Annotated in this window: 11 protein-coding genes and 3 pseudogenes; 5 read left to right on the plus strand and 9 right to left on the minus strand. The window is 42.9% G+C overall.

Annotation, left to right across the window (positions count from 1 at the left end):
- The first annotated feature begins 59 nt into the window (after positions 1-59).
- Both ANSO36C_RS07910 and ANSO36C_RS07915 read left to right on the plus strand, forming a co-directional pair.
- Positions 60-1,282, plus strand: a pseudogene (locus ANSO36C_RS07910) (type II secretion system F family protein).
- Between the two features lie 114 nt (positions 1,283-1,396).
- On the plus strand, positions 1,397-1,957 hold the full coding sequence (locus ANSO36C_RS07915; RefSeq protein ID WP_251959079.1) for a hypothetical protein: 561 nt from the start codon (positions 1,397-1,399) through the stop codon (positions 1,955-1,957).
- Positions 1,958-2,022: 65 nt separating this feature from the next.
- On the opposite strand, the gene ANSO36C_RS07920 is transcribed toward ANSO36C_RS07915, so the two are convergent.
- The 4 genes from ANSO36C_RS07920 to ANSO36C_RS07935 all read right to left on the minus strand — a co-directional run bounded on the left by ANSO36C_RS07920 (position 2,023) and on the right by ANSO36C_RS07935 (position 7,244).
- Entirely contained in the window at positions 2,023-4,257 is a 2,235-nt protein-coding gene (locus ANSO36C_RS07920) for a glycoside hydrolase (RefSeq protein WP_251959080.1), read from the minus strand.
- A gap of 78 nt (positions 4,258-4,335) precedes the next feature.
- On the minus strand, positions 4,336-4,566 hold the full coding sequence (locus ANSO36C_RS07925) for a NifU family protein (RefSeq protein ID WP_012408256.1): 231 nt from the start codon (positions 4,564-4,566) through the stop codon (positions 4,336-4,338).
- A gap of 504 nt (positions 4,567-5,070) precedes the next feature.
- Positions 5,071-6,834 carry a sensor histidine kinase gene (locus tag ANSO36C_RS07930; protein WP_251959081.1) on the minus strand — a complete coding sequence of 588 codons (1,764 nt, stop codon included), beginning with the start codon at positions 6,832-6,834 and terminating at the stop codon, positions 5,071-5,073.
- A 173-nt stretch (positions 6,835-7,007) separates the two neighbouring features.
- On the minus strand, positions 7,008-7,244 hold the full coding sequence (locus ANSO36C_RS07935; protein ID WP_251959082.1) for a hypothetical protein: 237 nt from the start codon (positions 7,242-7,244) through the stop codon (positions 7,008-7,010).
- Positions 7,245-7,799: 555 nt separating this feature from the next.
- Between ANSO36C_RS07935 and lepA the strand changes: the two genes are divergently transcribed.
- Together lepA and ANSO36C_RS07945 are read left to right on the plus strand one after the other, a co-directional pair.
- Positions 7,800-9,611, plus strand: a complete 1,812-nt coding sequence (gene lepA / locus ANSO36C_RS07940) for a translation elongation factor 4 (protein ID WP_251959083.1) — start codon at positions 7,800-7,802, stop codon at positions 9,609-9,611.
- Between the two features lie 471 nt (positions 9,612-10,082).
- A complete protein-coding gene (locus ANSO36C_RS07945) occupies positions 10,083-10,718 on the plus strand; it encodes a ferritin-like domain-containing protein (RefSeq protein WP_251959084.1) in 636 nt (211 codons plus the stop codon).
- Between the two features lie 198 nt (positions 10,719-10,916).
- Here ANSO36C_RS07945 and ANSO36C_RS07950 read toward each other — a convergent pair whose 3' ends face one another.
- The 5 genes and pseudogenes from ANSO36C_RS07950 to ANSO36C_RS07970 all read right to left on the minus strand — a co-directional run bounded on the left by ANSO36C_RS07950 (position 10,917) and on the right by ANSO36C_RS07970 (position 16,594).
- Positions 10,917-11,879, minus strand: a complete 963-nt coding sequence (locus tag ANSO36C_RS07950; protein WP_251959085.1) for an aldo/keto reductase — start codon at positions 11,877-11,879, stop codon at positions 10,917-10,919.
- Between the two features lie 459 nt (positions 11,880-12,338).
- A pseudogene (locus tag ANSO36C_RS07955) lies at positions 12,339-12,648 on the minus strand (small RNA NsiR4-regulated ssr1528 family protein).
- 209 nt (positions 12,649-12,857) lie between these two features.
- Entirely contained in the window at positions 12,858-13,112 is a 255-nt protein-coding gene (locus ANSO36C_RS07960; protein ID WP_251959086.1) for a hypothetical protein, read from the minus strand.
- A gap of 64 nt (positions 13,113-13,176) precedes the next feature.
- Positions 13,177-16,255, minus strand: a pseudogene (gene ppc / locus ANSO36C_RS07965) (phosphoenolpyruvate carboxylase).
- A gap of 84 nt (positions 16,256-16,339) precedes the next feature.
- Positions 16,340-16,594 (minus strand): hypothetical protein, encoded by a 255-nt coding sequence (locus ANSO36C_RS07970; protein ID WP_251959087.1) that lies wholly within the window; start codon positions 16,592-16,594, stop codon positions 16,340-16,342.
- A gap of 483 nt (positions 16,595-17,077) precedes the next feature.
- Here ANSO36C_RS07970 and ANSO36C_RS07975 point away from each other — a divergent pair, with 483 nt between their 5' ends.
- Positions 17,078-20,092 carry a DUF1574 family protein gene (locus ANSO36C_RS07975; protein ID WP_251959088.1) on the plus strand — a complete coding sequence of 1,005 codons (3,015 nt, stop codon included), beginning with the start codon at positions 17,078-17,080 and terminating at the stop codon, positions 20,090-20,092.
- Positions 20,093-20,148 lie beyond the last annotated feature (56 nt).

A 20,148-nucleotide genomic window follows, 5' to 3' on the forward strand; every position in this document is an offset into this window, starting at 1 on the left:
CAGTAAATCTTTCCCTTATGTCTCATGCCCAATAAATAACAACTATTTTGAATTTATTTATGCCAAACTTTGTTGCCCGTGTTCGGGATTCGCAAGGAAAATCTCGAACAGAAAAAATTGTTGCCGAATCCTTAGTACAAGCTCGTACTAATCTCAGAGATCAAGGTTTTGTAATCCAAGAACTCAAGCAATCTCAAGGATTTCAACCAGATGTTGCCTTCAAAAAATTCCAGAATTCCTTAGTTAAGGTTTCTGTGAAAGACAAAGCAGTTTTTTCGCGTCAATTTGCCGTTTTGATGAATGCGGGAGTTGCGATCGTTAGAAGCCTAGGTGTACTTTCTGAACAGTGTAGTAATACCAAACTGAAACAAGCCCTTGTGGAAATTAGCAACGATGTTCAAAGCGGAATGAATCTTTCAGACGCAATGCGGAAGCATCCTGACTGTTTTGATGGATTATATGTGAGTATGATTCAAGCTGGCGAAGTTGGTGGTGTTCTAGACGAAGTATTGAATCGTTTAGCTAAGTTGTTAGAAGATGTTGCCCGCCTACAAAACCAAATTAAATCAGCATTGTCTTATCCAGTGGTCGTGGGTTTTATCGCAGTTGCTATCTTTCTTGGCATGACCATTTTTCTCATTCCCATTTTTGCGAAGATTTTTACAGAAATTGGAATATCATTACCGCCTCTAACGCAATTCTTGATGGATGCTAGTAAATTTTTGAGAAGTCCGAGTGCTTTACTCCTTCTCGCTGGTCTTGTAGGATTTAAATTTGGTTTTACACAATATGGTAAAACTCCTGTTGGCCGCATCACAATTGATCGTTTTTCCTTGAAAATGCCATTGTTTGGTGACTTAATTCAAAAATCTTCAGTTGCCCGGTTTAGCCGGACTTTTGGTTCTTTGACTCGTTCAGGTGTACCAATTTTAACTTGTTTGGAAATTGTCGAGATACATCAGGGAACCAAGTAATTGCCAATGCCATAGACGCAGCCCGTATGGAGATTCAACAAGGAGGTATGATTAGCCTTGCTTTACAACAAGATGCAGTTTTTCCAGCTATGGCAATTCAGATGATTAGTATTGGAGAAGAAACTGGAGAATTAGATGCAATGTTAATGAAGGTTGCTGATTTCTATGAAGATGAAGTCGAGCAAGCTGTAAAAGCAATGACCAGTATTTTAGAACCAGTGATGATTGTAGTTTTAGGGGGAATGGTTGGAACGATTTTGCTAGCGATGTATCTGCCTATGTTTGCAGTATTTGAAAAGATGGGATAGAGGATTAAAAGTTAAGAGCCATAAGCTATAAGTTAGAAATTAAAACTTTTTATTTCTAACTTTTAACTTCTAACTGATTAGTTTTATTCTTAATTCGTCACTATTTAATCAACTATGACTGTGCAAAAATCTCACTACGAAGCGAGTTTGGCAGAGTACAGCAATCATTTAGCTGCGATCGCCTTACTAAAGCAATATCGGCCATACTTGGAGATGATTCCCAGTCTGCGCCGTCCAGATGAAAGTGTTATCACTATACCCTTGCCAATTGTCCGGCTTCGCAACACTGCCACAACAGCGCCACAAACAGTTTGCTTACCCTGTGATGTGGCAATTTTAATGTGCGATCCAGAGTGGAAAGTCAAAACTGGAGCCGAAATTTTAATCTTTATTCATCGTGCTGATGAAGACTTTTCTGATTTGTTAGGACGTTGGCGACAAACCCAAGTTTGCCTAGACAATGATTATGAGTGGTTGATGCCTCTCCGTCACAGTCATATTTTAAGCGAGGGAGCTAATGTTATATATCCTTTGTTTGTCATTTTTAGTGAGACTTTAGAACACATCCAAAGAGGACTTGTGGGAGCTGAACTCCCATTTATTATGCAAACACCAGATTCGCTGCTTGAGGAGAATTTCACACACATTTTCTCTTCAGAAATTCCCCCAGCTTAGAAAAAGCTAGCAGTTAGGAGTTATACCAATTCTGTATGAGAATACGCCAAACCACATTAGGACTTTTAAGGCACCTCAATGGGAATCAAAGTATTTTCTGGTAAATAGTTGGAAAAACGCCCTTCATCCGCAAGTACCAAAATTAGCCGTAGGGAATAATCTGGCGGAACTTGTAAGTCTGCCCACGGTACTGCCAACTCTAAACAACTATTTAAAGCTACTTGAGCGCGGCTGAAACGGGGATGCCATTGATAATTGTCTCCAGCTTCTCGAAATTGAATCGATTGCGTCAGCAAGTTAACTTCCAGAAGATGGTGGAAATAGTAATTAAGTGGGGCTGCATCTGGTAAATCTGCCAAGGGAATTGGGCTGTTAACCATTGTTTTTTCTGGATAGAACCATAGCAAATTTAACTCTGTTGGCAAATCTCGCCCCGGTGCAGCGCCACTTTTAAAGTCCAGTCGCAAATAGAAGTTTAAGTGATCGACCCCATACCAAAGTCGCTGGATGACGCTGCTATTGTGCATTGTCCCCCGCGCCCCACCTATTTCTATGCGTCCAGCTTTATCCCAATCTTGTTCATCCCCTTTACCATCAATCACGGGATGAATAAATCCTTGTGGGGTGTGATTTTCTTGCGCTTCGTGGACTTCCACTGGTTGCTTGAGATAGGGCGGTACAGGTTCATTTAATGCCTTGTAAATGCCAAATAAGTGTTCTCGAAACAACCGATCAAAGATGGCATCCTGATTTGAGGAGTGTCCTGCACCAAACCACCAAAACCAGTCAGAACCTTCTGCGGCATACAAAGCTTCCCACGCTTCGGGGTTGTTTTCTTCAGTCGCTTCGGGATGACTTGCAAGCATTTTCCTTGCTTCTGTCAAGTAATCCCAAGCACGATTTTTGGCAGGATCGCCGATCCAAGTGGTGAAACTGCCATCCACCCAAGAACCACTATGTAGTTGCCCTCCGGGAATAGTCGCTGTGGCTGGAAATTCTTCGAGAAATTCGGAGACAGTGACGAGTTTGAGGCGGGGTTCATCGCTCAAACTTTGATATAAAGCTTCTAGGAAGGGTTTGCCGTCTTGGGGATAAAATTCCCAGCAATTCTCCCCATCCAAGGCGATGGTAACTAGCCAAGGTTGCTCACTGTGACTTTCTCTTTGCATTTTAGCGATCGCTTGCAAATGTCCCACTAAGTCCGCGGCTGCCTGTTTTGCTGGCATCGCGCTATAAGTAAAGCCAATCAAATCTGATAATCTGTGGTCACGAAACACAATTGACAAGTCACCCTCGGCAGTTTGCAGGCGATAAGGTCGGTACAACAATTCTGGTTGCTCTACATTCCCCGCCCCATCCCGATGAAAAAAGTGTTTCAGCGTCCACCCTAAGACGGCTTCATCTGAGCATATCCACTTAAATCCTTGGTTAATAATATGTGGAAGTACCGCCGGACTTACTGATTGTTCCGAAGGCCACAAACCACGAGGTATCTGTCCAAAGCGGTCTTTATAAAAGTCCCAAGCTTTCCGCAAGTGGCGGGGAATATCTTCTGCCCACTCAAAGCGTTGCTTTGGTAGTGTCATATTCGGCACAGCTACCCGACCGGAGTTAGTATCAGCGAGCAACGGTAAAATCGGGTGAGTGTAAGGCGTGGTAGTAACTTCTAGCTGTCCCGTCTCCTGCATTTTCCGATGTTGAGGGATAATGCGGCTGAGAATTTCTCGTTGTTTGGAATAAATGCGCTGGCGATCGCTTAAAGTAAAATTTCGACCCTTTTTTAACCAAGCAGCAATTTCCGGGTCATCCCAAAACAGCGGATCGATCCAAGCTAAATTGTGCCAAGCTAGCAAATCGCCATAGTCTGGCAATTCCCAATTTGCTAAACACCAAGCTTGCCCCTTCTCCTGCCTTTGCTGATACAACTCGGCATAGCGGGGATGAGGGTCAATCAAAGTATGGTGATTGGCATCAAAAAAGTGTTGGATAATAAATTCGCGCTGTTGCTGGGTAAGTTGTTCATCCGGTGTCAAGCTGGCTGTGAGGTAAGGGTCAAAAGCAGTACCAGCAATATAATCTTCGAGTTGCAATATCAACGATGGTACTAAATTCACCGTTTGGTGTAACTTAGGATATCGCTCTAAGAGCAATACCAAATCCAAATAATCTTTAGTCCCATGCAAACGTACCCAAGGTAAACGGTACTGCTGACTAGAAGATAGCGAAACGCCGCTGCCAGGAGATTTGTACAGCGGCTGATGTTGATGCCAGATAAAAGCGATGTAAAGAGGATGGGACATAGAAATAGTTAGGAGTTAAGAATGAGGAGTTAGGAGTTGATTCAAAACTCATAACTCCTAACTCCTAACTCCTAACTTTTACACCACTTGCTCAATTTCTGCAATTTCAGGAATCATTTCCTTTAAACGGCGCTCAATACCCATTCTCAGGGTCATTGCAGAACTGGGACAAGAACCACAAGCACCTTGCAGCCGCAGTTTTACAACAGGCCCATCAAGTTCTACGAGTTCCACATTGCCGCCATCAGACATGAGATAAGGGCGCATTTCATCTAAGACTGTTTCAACGTTGTCAATTGTAAGTTCCATAGTTTAGACCTGCTAAGTTAATGATGGGGATTGGGCATGGGGCATGGGGCATTGAATAATAATGATCTCTGTGCCAAATGCGCGGTTAGTCATTAACCATTATCCAAAATTTTGTTTTCCAGCTTTGTTAAATCGATCCTAAATCTAATTGCCGCTAGATTGTCAGGTGTCAGTTTTTAATGACTTTTGACTAAACCACTGCTGGTCTTAGCAACTTGATATTAGATTAGCTGAACAATTTGTTGTGCAAGCCCTCCTACTCTACTTTAGCCTTTAAAGTACTGAAGAGAACGCCAGGAGGTGAGGACAAGGAAGGTTTTTTCCCAATACCCCATACTTCTGTACGAGAGGCTGCGCCCTAAGCGTAGTTATGCCGCAGGCTTTACGGCAACACTCAGTATAAGTGCCCAATATGGTTATTAAAATACTAAAAAATTTTAAAGTTTAAAACTAAAAACTCAGTACTGGTAATCTTCCAAATAGCCAATGACCAATGACTAATGACTAACATTCAGCACTATTTGTTGAGTCGCTATCACCAGATGAAACCAAGACTGGTTGTTGATATAGTGGCACGGTGAATGTGACTGTTGAGCCAAGTCCTTCGCCCAGACTATAAAAATGTACCTCGCCACCCATTGCCTCTACTAGCTTCTGGGATATTGCCAGTCCTAAACCTGTACCGCCGTACTGGCGAGTGCGGGAACCATCCACCTGAGAGAATAATTGAAACAGTTTATCTTGTTTGTCTAAGGAAACACCAATACCAGTGTCTGCCACACGTACTCTTACCATGCCAGGAAACTGCTGATCTTGAAAGTTCGCCTTTTTGAGTACTAAATCGGCGCTGACGGTAACGCCACCCTCATGAGTAAATTTGATGGCATTACCTACCAAATTGAGCATAACTTGTAGCAAGCGTTGGTAGTTGCTTTGGACAATTATTTCATCAGAGGTAGCAGGCATTTGCATCTGGAAGCTAAGATTTCTCATTTCTGCTTGGGGACGCATATAACGTTCTACATCATTGAATAGCTCATCTAGCTTGACTGGAGCGTAAGTTAACTCCATTTTGCCAGCTTCAATTTTGGCAATGTCCAAAATATCGTTGATGATATTCAGCAAATGTATCGATAATTGGTGAGCTTCTGACAAAAACTGATTTTGTTCTTCTGGGTCATCTGCCATCCCTTCCAAAATCAGCTTCAAGAAGCCAATCATGCCATTGAGAGGGGTACGAATTTCATGGGATACATTAGCCAGAAACTCGCTTTTGAGGCGGGAAGCTTCTTCGGCTTTTTGACGCGCTACTTCTAATTCTTCATATAAAGTAGCATGAGCGATCGCAGTTCCCAATTGATCTGCTGCTTCTTTTGCCAGTTCTAATTCTGATTCTGTTAATGTGTAGCATTCATCCTGCCAACTCAAGGCAACCAATCCATTAGCCTGGTCTTGATAGCAAGTTGCAATCACCAAAGTTTTCTGCCGTCCAGACCCTGCGTATTCAGGCACTTCCATTACAACTGGCTCTAGGGTTGTCAAAGCTTGAGCAAAGGCAGGCTCTGAAGCTATATCTATTTCTAAGCCAAGCATTGATTTGAGTTCTGCCTGGTGATACTCAGCCTTTACCTCTACTTTTGAGCTAGAGGGCTGATAAGGACAAATAATACAACGCTCTAGCCGCAGTGCTTTCCCCAAACTATCAACTGTTTGCTGCCAAATAATATCTAAATCCAACGTCCGGCGGATATTTCTGGTAATGCGATTTACCACTTTTTGGTGTTGCTGCGCTCTTATTGCCACCTCTATTTGTGTGGGCGTTTTTGCTGCCACAGGCACTTGTTTTTTGTTGAGTGTCGCTTGCACTAACCGTCCCATCACTAAAACTGTAGTAGCAGTAGTTCCCAAACTCGGCATAATCGGACTAATCACCAATTCCAACTCAAATAATTCCTGATGGTAGCTAAACCAACACTGAAACCGTTCTGGCACTAAACTTGTCAGAATTCGGTGCAATCTTTCCAAATAAGTAACCTTATCTACCGGAGCAAAGGTTTGGGTCTGGTTCAGATCGTCAACTATTTTTTCAGCATTTAACCCCAGGAGTTCGCTGTACTGCCAAAAAAAGGTCAGATACCGCCCTGCCCCATCTTGCGTATACACCAACTCGGCTCCTAGAGTTGGTAATGAGCTATCAGTTTTACTGGTTATAGATTCCAGATTTGGGGATAATACATTCGGCAATTGGGAATTGGCAGTAATAGTCATTAATTGAGTTGGATAGACAAAGGGTGTCCGACCGTAATTTTACTAAAGCTGCTCAAATTTATACATAAATTTTTACAGCTTTTTTGTGTTTGATTGGGTATTTCTTGGTGTTCTGGAAACCGGATTGGCAAACTTTACTTTTTTTAACTTCCATTGACAGCTGAGTAATGGGGTCAATCGTTCCATTCACCGCGAGGAGGAACGGGAGTACGCACGGGGGTGCGCGTCAATTCATCATCTCTGAGGATTTCACCACGCAACCACTGGCGAATCGCCACCTCAATGACTTTACTTGGGTCATTGGTGAGATGCTGAATTTGCTCTAGTAAATCGGAGTCTAAGCGGACAGCAATTTCTACCTTATCGGTTGGTGTGTTTTCCGCTTCGGTAGTTTTCTCTTGCATATTCATAGGTTTATATACTCTGAATTCTCTAAATTGGTTTTGTCTAAAGCTTTGTAAAGTAGTTATATTCATAATTTGGGCTAATTCACTGAAAAATCTTCAAGGACGTAGTTAGATAGTTCCCTGAAACAGCACCAAAGTAACAGCTTTAAGTTTTAAATCGCGTTTTTCATATAACTGACTAGACAATTGCCTTAGAAGTTTTGCCGATAGATCAGTGATTTTGGGTAATTACAGGTGGTAATTGCCCATGATCCCTACATGTACTTATTTACATTTATTGTACGCTCCTAGCTGTTGAATACTAGCAGCGACAAATAGACTTTCATAATATTCTTAAAAGTCCACCTATTTAGATCGAAAGTTAAAGACGGGGTGAAGAAGGGATTGGGGATTAGGGATTGGGTATTGGGTACTGGCTATTAGAGATTGGGTTAGGAAAACTCTTCCCCAGTTTCTAATCCCCATTAAAAGCAAGCAGCGTCTTGGCTAAGAAAGCATTAAAATACATTAAGTAAATTGCTCTTTTAACTTTGGTTGCTGCTAAGGCAAAGATAGTATATGACTGACGTTCCCGCAGTTCGCATTCGCAATTTTTGTATTATTGCTCACATCGACCACGGGAAATCAACCCTCGCCGATCGCTTGCTACAAGCTACTGGCACTGTTGAAGACCGAAAGATGAAGGAACAGTTTCTTGACAATATGGATTTGGAACGGGAGCGCGGCATTACAATTAAGCTGCAAGCTGCCCGGATGAATTACACAGCTAAAGATGGTCAGCAATATGTGCTGAATTTGATTGATACTCCAGGGCATGTGGATTTTTCTTACGAAGTTTCCCGCTCTCTTGTTGCTTGCGAAGGAGCGCTATTGGTAGTAGATGCGTCCCAAGGTGTGGAGGCGCAAACTTTGGCTAATGTATATTTAGCCTTGGAGAATAACCTGGAAATTATCCCGGTTTTGAATAAAATTGATTTGCCTGGGGCAGAACCAGAACGGGTAATTGGCGAAATTGAAGAAATTATCGGTCTTGATTGCAGTGGTGCGATTCTTGCCTCTGCTAAAGAAGGAATTGGTATTGATGAGATTTTAGAGGCAGTTGTTGAGCGGATACCGCCACCGCCCAATACGATAAATGAACGCTTACGGGCGTTAATATTTGATAGCTATTACGACAGTTACCGGGGAGTAATTGTGTATTTCCGGGTGATGGATGGCACAGTCAAAAAAGGCGATCGCATCCATTTAATGGCATCGGGTAAAGAATTTGAAATTGATGAGCTAGGTGTTCTTTCTCCCACTCAAAAGCAAGTTGAAGAACTCCACGCTGGGGAAGTAGGCTATTTGGGAGCGGCAATTAGAGCTGTAGCTGATGCACGGGTGGGTGACACCATTACTCTGAGTAAGGCAAAAGCTGAGTCACCCTTACCAGGCTACGCAGAAGCGAACCCGATGGTTTATTGTGGGATGTTCCCCATTGATGCTGACCAATTTGAAGATTTGCGGGAAGCTTTGGAAAAGCTCGAACTCAACGATGCAGCGCTGCATTACGAACCAGAAACTTCTAGCGCAATGGGATTTGGCTTCCGTTGCGGGTTTTTGGGCTTGCTGCACATGGAAATTGTTCAGGAACGCCTAGAGCGAGAGTATAACCTAGATTTAATCATTACAGCCCCCTCGGTGGTTTATAAGGTGATTACCATCAAAGGTGAGGAACTATACATCGATAATCCTAGCCGCTTACCTTCTCCCAACGATCGCGAAAAAATTGAAGAACCCTACGTGCAAGTAGAGATGATTACCCCGGAAACTTATGTTGGCAGCTTGATGGAGTTGTCACAAAATCGCCGTGGCATTTTCAAAGATATGAAATATCTCGCCCAAGGACGAACCACGCTTACTTATGAGTTACCCTTGGCGGAAGTTGTAACTGACTTTTTTGATCAGATGAAATCGCGATCGCGCGGTTATGCCAGTATGGAATATCACCTCATCGGTTATCGTGAAAATCCTCTGGTGAAGCTAGATATCATGATTAATGGCGATCCCGTGGATTCGTTAGCGATGATTGTGCATCGGGATAAAGCTTACAACGTCGGTCGAGCAATGGCTGAAAAACTCAAGGAACTAATTCCCCGTCATCAATTTAAAGTGCCAATTCAAGCATCTATCGGTAGTAAAGTTATCGCCAGCGAACATATCCCTGCTTTGCGGAAAGATGTGCTAGCCAAGTGCTACGGTGGTGATATCAGTCGGAAGAAGAAACTTTTGCAGAAGCAAGCAAAAGGTAAAAAGCGGATGAAATCTGTTGGTACAGTAGATGTACCCCAAGAAGCTTTTATGGCAGTACTGCGCTTGGATCAAAGCTAATTCTAGAAATCGGAAATACAGCCGTTTTCTTTTGCATGAAGTAGAAGAGGTTTTGAGGCAGGAAGCAGGAATTAGAAACTGTTTATGTCTAATTTTAATTCCTGCATTTTGTACCTCAGTTACTGGTAAGTACTGTATGAATAGACCGTAAGACAAGCAGGTAAATCGTGAGGCATCATTCGCCACGAGCAACCTGCATACAATATATAAAAAAATCGCATTTACTACTTCATGCTTTTTTCCACGATTAAAGCTTATTTTATCCTGGAATAATTAATTTTATCAAATGCCATTCGATATCGGAAATGTCTGTGGGATAAGCTTTTAGACTCATTGTATTCGATTCAAATATGACGGCTGTCCCTTTTAAAATACGTGTTCTAGTGAATGAATACGGCGCTATTTATTTTTGATTTATAAATACCTTTTTATAAGTTTATAGTAAGTTTTGGGAATCATAAAAACAACAAAATGCTACACACATTTGGAGTTTTGATGAATCCTCATAAGCTGTTACCTACTTTGTCTTCAATCACAACATCTGATGAGTGGTACACCTACTATAAAGCTAATGCTGAGTTTCAATTAGAGATACCTTGGAAGCATGGTGCAGGAATTACAGAAGATGAACAGAATGCTATAGCAGATTCCTTAGCGGCTTGGCAGTTGGGTGAAACATCAGACGGGTTGCACTTGCTGGCTGCTGCTAAAAACTATGCACAGCGCATCAAAGATCCAAAATATGTTGATGTAATCGAACTATTTATCAAGGAAGAACAACGTCACGGAGGCGACTTAGGACGGTTTCTTGACCTTGCCCAAATTCCTCGGTTGCAACGTAACTGGGGCGACACATTGTTTCGGAAAATACGCTATGCAATCCCAACGATGGAGATTTGGACAACTCCCGTGATCATGGTTGAGACTGTAGCATTGGTCTATTACAAAGCAATTCAAAACGCAACAAATTCCCCAGTTTTAAAGCAGTTGTGTCAACAAATATTGAGAGATGAAGTAAAGCATATTCGTTTTCAATACGAGCGTTTGGCAGTTATACACAAAAATCGCCCTGCATTGTTACGGAAGCTCACTTATCTTATACAGTAATTTTTTTACTATGTACCAGTGATTCTTGTCTGGATTGGTCATCATCGTGCGCTCAGAGCCGGAGGACATAGTTTTAAAAGTTATTGGCGGGATGCTTGGGTAAAAATGAATTTTGCTTGGCATCGAATGAAACCAGAAAGATATCAGTGGTAGCATAGTCGATGTCTGAACTTCTCCAGAGACAACACTAAGAAAACATCACGCTGACATCAATTGCTGGATACGCTGTGGTTCCTCTCCTAGCCAATCTGGATTTTGGGCTGTGCTGTCGAAAATTGATGAGGTTTTGAAAGGCTCAAACTCGCCCCGTGATGCCGCTTCTGCCGTTTTTGCTAAGAGCGATCGCACTTGCTCGTCATTCATTGGCTGGAACGTCCGCACTGCTTCAAAAGCTTGCTCTAAAATCTCCATGTTATCCATGCCGGTAATTACAACCGATGTGGGCAGATTCAAAGCATAGTGTAAACATTCAATTGGCGTTACAGTATTTGACCGTAAAAGAATACCATTTGCCAAGCTTTTCATCCCCAAAATGCCGATGTTTTGTTTAACCAATTCAGGCATAACCAGCTTTGCAAAGCTCCGGTAGTGAGCATCCATCACATTCAGCGGCATCTGCACTGTATCAAATTTAAACCCGTTAGTGGCTGCAACTTCCAGCATGTGCAGATGAACATAGGGGTCTTTGTGCCCAGTGAAACCAATATATCGAAGTTTGCCAGCTTCCCGTGCCTCAATTAAGGCAGCATTCGCCCCTTCTTCGTGAAAAACTCGATGTGGGTCTTCGTGTCGAAGGATTTCGTGGTGCTGAACGAGATCGATGCAATCAACTTGCAGGCGTTGGAGTGATTCGTCTAGCTGTTTTGCTGCTGCTTTTTTAGAGCGACCATCGATTTTCGTCATCAGGAATACTTTATCTCGGTAGCGATCGCGCAGCGCTTTCCCCATGCGAATCTCGCTGACTCCACCGTTGTAATCCCAACTGTTATCCATAAAGGTGATGCCACGATCAATGGCTGTTCTCACAATTCGGATCGCCAATTGCTCATCAACGTGCTTCAAAGCAATGTGCCAACCACCCAATCCAATCGCAGAAACTTTCTCTCCTGTACTGCCGAGAACTCGGTATAGCATTTCTGAATTTGATGTAGTTCCTGACATCTGTTCTCCAAGTCTTTCAGCTATTACTTAAGTACATATAGCTGTGTGCCAATTCAAAAACAAGGGAAAGTTGAGAATATCTTGCTGAAGATACACTTTTGAACCCGATCAGGAAAAGAATCAAGAAGCCAAAATACCGATGGCAATTTAAGATGTGTGAGCTAAAGAATTGAAGGCACAGCATTGCTCATAAATGTCAACTTAAGCTAAAAGCCTTTTCAAATCTCGTTTCCAGCCTCTGGGCTGGAAATGCAACTCGAAAGCGGCTCTGCCGCCAGCAAGGGAGGCGGAGCCTCTAAGATGGCATTCCCAGTCGGAGCAGGGGAACAAGACAATGAGACAATATATAGAAACTGTTTCTAGGCTGGCTTTCACGTTAAGTTGACACCAATGAGCATTGCTGCGCCCCTACAACATATTTGGTTCAAATAAATTAAAACTGTTGTAAAACATTAACAATTATTTACTTACCACTATAAAAAAGGCAATTTCTTTTTCTTTTAGGGGTGCAAAACCAGCATCTACAAGTAATTGGTCGAGTTCTACTTGAGGAATGTGCTTTGCACCAATTCGCACAATGCGCGATCGCATAGTATTAGATACGCCACTGCGCTGTCTATTGCCTTCTAGCCCCATAACTTTACCATAAAGTTCTAGCTTGGCAGGTGGAATGGGGAGATCCATCAAAATCAATTCCTTGTGCGATCGCTTCATCAATCGCATCAGCACCTGTGGTAGTTTGATTCCCTGGGTTAGTTTCGGTAGGCATGGTGATTTACTCTTCTTCGCTATGGGTAGATTTTACCAGTCTTGTTGACACCAAACCTGCCTACTGGCTTTTTTGCGATCGAGGATTAATTGCAATTCTTGGCGCGAGAAATCTATCTTGATTAAGTCTGTCTAATGATCTGAATCAAAAAACCTCTCGCTGGTTTTGCGTAGTCAAACCAGCGAGAGGTTCGCTGAACTTAGGCTAGATTAATCACGAGCTTGTCGTGTCACCAAACCACCAACAAATGCCCCTAAGATAGTGCCTGTCCACAGTCCTCTTGTGCTACCTTGCCATATTGCTCCTGGTGTCATCCAAGTATTGCACATCTCCTTGAAACCCCAAGGTTGATTTTGACACTTTTGGCTATGCAGCATCATGGTAATTTGCCCACTGGTGTAAGCACCAAAAAAACCTGCTGATAGCGCCAAAAAAGTGCAAATTAAAATTCTATTTTTTGTCATTTGTCATTTGTCATTTGTCATTTCTCCTGATTCCCATGCCCAATGCCCAATGCCCTATTCCCGATCAACCTGTATTTCTCATCCCAGCAGCAATCCCATTAATAGTTAACAATGCTCCTCGCAGTAACTCGCCTTTGCTGTAACGAGAGTGAATGACTCCAGAAGTAGCAGTAGTATTTAAGGATTGGCGTAGCCGCTTAAGTAGTGAAACTTGGATAAATCCCAAGGGGACAATTGTGCCATTGCGTAACTGCACAGATCGTTGTAACACAGGATCGCCATCTAACAGTTGATTATGATCGGTGATTTTTAAGACCAAATCCCTTGTGAGATAGAACTCGCTAGCAATTTGGTCAAAAACCTTGGCAAAACGCAGTTTATCTTCTGGTTTTGACAATTCTTGGACGTAGTGATGTGCCATTTGCATATCTACTTTTGCCAAGGTCATTTCGGCTTTAGAAATCACCATCTTGAAGAACGGCCATTTAACGTAAAAGTAGCGCAGCAATTTCAAGTGTTCTTCTGGTTCTTCGTTCAAGAATTCTTGTAAAGCTGTGCCAACGCCATACCAAGAAGGAAGTAAAAAGCGGGTTTGTGTCCAGCTAAATACCCAAGGAATAGCTCGCAGACTGCTTAAATCTTTCTTGCCAGATGGACGGCGTGCTGGACGGGAACTAATTTGCAACTGGCTAATTTCTTCAATTGGAGTTACTTCGTGGAAGAAGTCAACAAAATCAGGTTGTTCGTAGATTAGGGCACGATAATGTTGACGCGATCGCACTGCTAATTCTTCCATAATCTCATTCCAGGGTTCAATATCATCAAACCCTGTTCGCAACAGGCTAGCTTGAATCACAGCAGTCGTGATGGTTTCCATGTGGTATAATGCCAAATCCAACAAGGAGTATTTGGAAGCTAAAACTTCTCCTTGCTCGGTAATCTTGATTCGCCCATTGATACTATGACCGGGTTGAGCCAGAATCGCCTCGTAAGCAGGGCCGCCACCCCGTCCCACAGAACCGCCGCGTCCGTGGAAAATCCGCAAATTTAGATCATAGCCTTCTGCTATTTTTTGCAGTGATTTTTGGGCTTTATGAATTTCCCAGTTACTACTTAAAAAACCTGAGTCTTTGTTGCTATCAGAATACCCCAGCATTACTTCTTGCAAGTTAGGGGTGAGGGGGGAGGGTGCTGGAGAGGCAGGGGAGGATGAATTTTCATCCACAATACTCTTTGTTTTTGTCTGTTCGTAACCGCCGGCTAATAAAGCGCGATATAACGGGAGCTCAAACAGTTTCCGCATGACGCTTCTGGAGCGTTGTAAATCTTCTACTGTCTCAAATAGGGGGACAACTTGGATAGTTCCGACAGCAATGGCGGGGTCAAAAAGTCTGGCTTCTTTCGCTAACAACAACACTTCCAACACGTCGCTGACGTCGCGGCACATGCTGATAATGTAAGTTTGGCAGATATTTAGACCAAATTCTTGTTGCAGCGATCGCACGACGCGAAATGTTTCAATTACATCGTTGGTTTTTTCAGAAAATGGCAATTCTGCCGGAATTAATGGTCTCCGGGTTTGCAGTTCTCCTGTAAGCCAAGCAACTTTTTGCTCCTCAGAGAGTTCGTTGTAAGGTTGAGGTAATATTTGCAGGTATTGTAGTATCTCATTCAGCGCATCGGCGTGGCGAGATGATTCTTGACGGATATCTAGCTGTGTCAAGTTAAAACCAAAAATTTCTACCTGACAGATAAGATTTTCTAATTCTCGACAGCTTAAACCTGTTTTCTGTTAAGTTGCGCTGAATCATCCGCAGTTCTGCTAAAAAATCGCCTCCCGAACGGTAGAGGGGACTATCTTGATTTTTTGGCGTTTCCCGATTGTACAAAGCTAAATTGCGATCGCTAGTATTTTCTAGCCGTTTCAGGACATAAGCCAGTTTGAGCCGATAGGGTTCTTGTCGATAACGTAGCGCCAGTGCATCGTATACCTCACTTAGCTGGGACTGATCCAATTCTAGAGATTCCAGTAAGTCTGGTAAAACATCACTCCAGTGCATCGACACACTCAACAATTCAATCAAATTTTTTACTGACTGAATATATCTCCCTAGCACCATTTTGCGCTGATAGCAAGCTGTTTGCCAGGTAATTTCGGGTGTGACTGATGGGTTCCCATCTCTGTCTGAGCCTACCCAAGAGCCAAAAGAGCAAAAGTTTTTACTCGGTGGTTCTAGCCAAGGAAAGGTATTGGATAGGGTGTGTTTGAAACGTTTATACAGTTGGGGAATGCCATCAAATAAAACTTCTTGGAAGTAGTGGAGAGCATAATCTACTTCATCTAGCACAGTAGGTTTGAACTGGTGAAGTTCGTCTGTACGCCACCACAGGCGAATCTCTTCGAGCAACTGTTCGCGGACATCTGCTGCTTCCCAAGGATATGCTCCTGGTGTAGTCCCGGAATGGTTTTCCAAGGCATCCAGTTTTTGCAAAAGTTGTACCACCTGGCGCTGTTTATCCCGAATGGTATGACGAACAATTTCCGTTGGGTGCGCGGTGAAAACTAACCGCACATCCAGATGTGCAATTAGACGTTGAATTTGCTGGGGTGGTACATTCAGCTTGAATAAATAGGGAAACAAGGCAGCAAAAGTACCTTTTGGTTTGACTTGCGCTTTTTCGAGAAAACTCTTTCTCAGCAAGTCTGCTGCGAGTCCCTTGCTAACAGGCGCGTCATCTTCTCTTTGATTGGAGGAGTAGTTGACATTAGATGGTGTTTCTGGCTCTATTTCCTCTGTATCTGCTTCATAGCGGCTCAATTGCTGCCGTTGTTCGTATTCCTGCTCTATGATGTTAATTAACTGAAAATACAGAGCGAAAGCACGAGCTGCACGAATTGCTTCGTTGATATTTAGTTGTTCAATTAATTTGACGGCTGAGGATGCTTGGTCATTTGTTGCTTGTCCTTCTGGTGAACACAAATCGCGCAACTGCCGCAATAATTCTACCATGTTTTGACCGCATTCTTGCCGGAGAACTGACTCCCACAATTCTTCCACTACCTGGAGACGATGACGCAAAAATAATTCCGACACCGGGTATATATCAGCAGATTGAGACGAAGAGTATAAAAGGGAACCCATATTCTCTATTCTTGTAAAGCTAATTACTGTTTACGGTTCTAGGTTGTGCAATTAATGCTCACCTGGTTATTCCTGAGCAAATAATTATTTGGTGTATATCTTCTCATCTTGATTGATATCGTGTTCATCTGGGAAGTCTAGGATCGGTAGGCGATCGCCTCGAAATAATTCTTCACTGGCTTCCCCTACGGCTTCTAATGCTCTTACTGTAGTTTTTCCGGTAATGAGCAGCAGTAATATAGACGCTGTACCTATTTGTAAAAGGAACAACGGGGGAATGGGAAATAAATCCAGATTGGATGCGGGTTTAGATGAAGGCTGTTGGTTGGCAGAAAGCATTGCTAATTTTTGGTTATGGGAATATGAGGCAAAAGGAGTCAGGAATTAGGAGTTAGTAGTTAGAAGTTAGGAATTATGATTACTCCAACGATCAAAAGACGGAGTTTAAATGAGATAAGCTTGTTGTTTGTTTTGCCCATTAGGGTCGTTAGCGCAGTGGGATGGAAGTCCAACTTTAAAGGACAAGTCATCAGCCAGTCATATAGAATTATTCTGACTCCTGGCTCCTGTAACGATGCGATTAATCGCGTCTCTTCTAACTCCCAACTTCTTAATTCTGACTCCCTATTAGTAAAATAAACGCAAAACTCAACATTAGTCAGACTTACAACCTATACAAGACTATCTTGTCCGATTTTGTGAGCTACGAAGGTAACAAAATTGTTAAAAAAAAACGTCAGAGTGTGATAAACAGATGGTTCTAGTTTACAAGTGTAGGCACTATCCTCCCCCAACAATCGCTGACTCTAAAGTTAACTGAGCATGAAAACAGTATTACCAGATCGCCAGCAATCCCTAGTGCAATGGGTAAGCCAAGCAACAGGGATCAACACTTTCGGAGTGAAAGTCCGGTTGCGGGGAAATGACCTTCATATTCTTTGTGAAGGTACGGAATGTCCGCAGCGTTGGCGCACTTTGTCTGACTTGCTGCAAGCGCTACAGCAAACAAACTTAGATATCCTCACAAATAGCGAACAAACCTCAATATATCAAGTATTTGTCTATGGCCGAAGAAAAGGGGAACAACGCCCCTCATGGTGCCATCGGGTTCACTTGAATCAAATAGATAAGCATCTGGAGCAGGTGGAGCAAGCCTTGCTAACAGACTCGGAAAAATCAAAACAATTGGGTGGGGCGCTGATTGTCTCTAATGAAAGTCTGGCACGCCAAGGGAACCCAGAGGCGATCGCTCGATATCTCAGTGAAACTCTGAGTGCATTAGGTGTATCGGTTCAGGCAAAGATTAAGCTATATAAGCCCAAGAACTCCCAGCCAGAAGAAAATCGCTTGTGGATATTTTGCCAGTCGAGCTATAGCCCTGATGCATCATTGCTTGCTGAACCCATAGCACAAAAGTTGCGTTATCTCAAGCTTTCTGGCTACCAAGATGCAGTAATTGTTTCCCAAGTAATCGGCGAAACTGCCCCTGATTGGTTACTGCGGGTAGATTTGACCCCACCAGAGGTGATGCTGAAGGAGTGGGCGCGTTGGGGAGATGTCCAAGCGATCGCGCGATTATTAACTGAGGTATTGTCAGAGTTAAAAGTTGCTGTCCAAGTTTCTTTGAAAGAATCAACGCTACACATTTTTTGTAGCCCAGCTTTTGATCCTTTAGGACCTGCCCCCATCCCAGACAAGGAAGTGTGTTTAGAGGCGATTTTACCCCAGCTAGAAGCGATCGCTCCTCAAGGCATTCTCGCTACCACCATATACGGACAAAAAGCAGGCGATAAGCAACCCACTTGGATTGATTGGCTGGCTTTACCTGCTGCCAAGCATCCCGCCTTTGCCATATCACCACTAGATTTGGCGAATACTGGTGATGAACCAGCCATGATATTTTTACTGGAGCGCTTACTCAATCCCGATCTGGATTGGCGGCTATTGACAGGTGGAATTCGCGTACTACTGCTGAACAAAAATGATTTATTGCACATCATGTGTGATGCACCTGTTTGTCCAGTGCGGCAACAAGTAGCGAGTAAAATTACGCAGTTCATCCGCCAGTTAAAAATTCCCGGTATTATGGGAGTACGTATCTATGGTCGCCGTTCTGGGAATAAAGAACCTTTTTGGCATTATGGCGTTGATCTTGAACATCGCCAACGTTTAGTACCAGAAGCAACCCCAGAATTTGCTGCTACTTCTATATACATTAACGATTTAGTAACCTCTGAGACTAGTGAACCAATTTTGCGCCCAGACTTAACGACAGAAGAAGTTCAAAGTTTTGTAACAGAAGTAGCGCGAGATTGGATAGCAACAGCGAGTTCAACAGCGAAAAAATTCCTGTTGAAAAGCCAGCTATTTACCGAAAGCAAACAGTCAGCAGAAACAAGCCCTGATGTTCAAGGACTTAAAATTGCTTTAGTTTGGGGAACGCTAGGATTATTACTTACCCTCCAAACTGATTGGGTCTTGGGTCGAATTATTGCACGTAGTATGCCAAGTTCCCCAAAAGTCGCTAGTGTCACCCTCCCATCATCTTCTGAGCAAAAGCCATCTTTGACATCTGGGGAAAATCAGAGCGAGAAAAGGACATTATTTACCAGCACCTCCAAAACAAAATCTTCTCCTAATGAGAGTTCTGTATTTAATGCTTCGGAATTTACCCAAAGTGATGAGACTCCGACAAACAATTTGGCAGCCGCACCACTGAAGGAAAAAGCAACCGCAACAGCTATTCTTTTAGCAGCGCGATCGCAAATGCCAAGTTTCAATGTCAGGCAGTTAGATGAGCAACTAGCACTTTATAAACAGCGTTTGGCTAAAACTGGTAGTCCGCCAGATGTATTGATTATTGGCTCTTCCCGCGCTCTCAGGGGAGTAGATCCGGCAGCACTTTCTAAAGCTTTAGCGACTCAGGGCTATCCAAATCTTGACGTGTTTAACTTTGGGATTAATGGTGCTACCGCACAAGTTGTAGAGTTTGTAATTCGTCACGTACTCGAACCCTCAGAACTACCCAAAATAATCATCTGGGCAGATGGTGCGCGTGCTTTCAACGGTGGGCGCGAGGATATTACCTTTAACTCCATCGCTACATCAGCTGGTTATAAACAAGCATTCCAAAAAACATCAACAACTGTAGATAGCAGTGATTCGCCTGAAAATACGCTAAATTCAGAAGAAAAAAATGCAACTGAAGAAAAACAGGATATTAGTACCTATCAAGCTGTCAATCAGTCTTTAAATGAGGCTCTAGCATCTGTTTCTTCTAGCTATCAAAATCGTGACCAAATAAAAAGTTTACTGCAAAAACAACTGCTTATACTTGGTCAAAATCAGACAGTTGCATCACAAAAACAACTGACAGATGGTACTTCAGATCAGAGTATTTCCCAGCAAGCAGTTGATTTTGATGGCTTTTTACCTTTGTCGATTCGCTTCAATCCCGCCAGATACTATCAAAAACATTCTAAAGTTCCTGGAAATTACGACAACGACTATAAATCTTTCCAAGTAGAAGGACAGCAAGATGCTGCCTTTCAAGAAGTGCTTCAGTTTACTCAGTCTAAGAACATTCCTTTAATCTTTGTCAATATGCCTTTGACAGGAGATTATTTAGATCCAGTGCGTAAACAATATGAGCAAGAATTTCAGCAATATATGTTGCGTTTGGCTACTAATCCCAACTTTATTTATCGTGATTTGAGCCAACAGTGGCCAAAAGCAAATGACTACTTTTCTGACCCCAGCCACCTCAACCGATTTGGCGCATACGAAGTCTCGAAAAAGCTGGCTAATGATCCGATGATTCCTTGGCCAGTGAAGTAGAAGAATGGGGATAAGGGAGCAGGGTGGGCAGGAGAGGCAGGGGAAGAAGAATTAAT

Origin of the sequence: Nostoc cf. commune SO-36 (assembly GCF_023734775.1) — a bacterium.
In the GTDB taxonomy this organism is placed as follows: domain Bacteria; phylum Cyanobacteriota; class Cyanobacteriia; order Cyanobacteriales; family Nostocaceae; genus Nostoc; species Nostoc commune_A.

Bases quoted from the DNA above. Each gene is read 5' to 3' on its own strand.
- ANSO36C_RS07915 (WP_251959079.1), top strand. From the start codon at position 1,397: ATGACTGTGCAAAAATCTCACTACGAAGCGAGTTTGGCAGAGTACAGC.
- ANSO36C_RS07920 (WP_251959080.1), bottom strand. From the start codon at position 4,257: ATGTCCCATCCTCTTTACATCGCTTTTATCTGGCATCAACATCAGCCG.
- ANSO36C_RS07925 (WP_012408256.1), bottom strand. From the start codon at position 4,566: ATGGAACTTACAATTGACAACGTTGAAACAGTCTTAGATGAAATGCGC.
- ANSO36C_RS07930 (WP_251959081.1), bottom strand. From the start codon at position 6,834: ATGACTATTACTGCCAATTCCCAATTGCCGAATGTATTATCCCCAAAT.
- ANSO36C_RS07935 (WP_251959082.1), bottom strand. From the start codon at position 7,244: ATGAATATGCAAGAGAAAACTACCGAAGCGGAAAACACACCAACCGAT.
- lepA (WP_251959083.1), top strand. From the start codon at position 7,800: ATGACTGACGTTCCCGCAGTTCGCATTCGCAATTTTTGTATTATTGCT.
- ANSO36C_RS07945 (WP_251959084.1), top strand. From the start codon at position 10,083: ATGCTACACACATTTGGAGTTTTGATGAATCCTCATAAGCTGTTACCT.
- ANSO36C_RS07950 (WP_251959085.1), bottom strand. From the start codon at position 11,879: ATGTCAGGAACTACATCAAATTCAGAAATGCTATACCGAGTTCTCGGC.
- ANSO36C_RS07960 (WP_251959086.1), bottom strand. From the start codon at position 13,112: ATGACAAAAAATAGAATTTTAATTTGCACTTTTTTGGCGCTATCAGCA.
- ANSO36C_RS07970 (WP_251959087.1), bottom strand. From the start codon at position 16,594: ATGCTTTCTGCCAACCAACAGCCTTCATCTAAACCCGCATCCAATCTG.
- ANSO36C_RS07975 (WP_251959088.1), top strand. From the start codon at position 17,078: ATGAAAACAGTATTACCAGATCGCCAGCAATCCCTAGTGCAATGGGTA.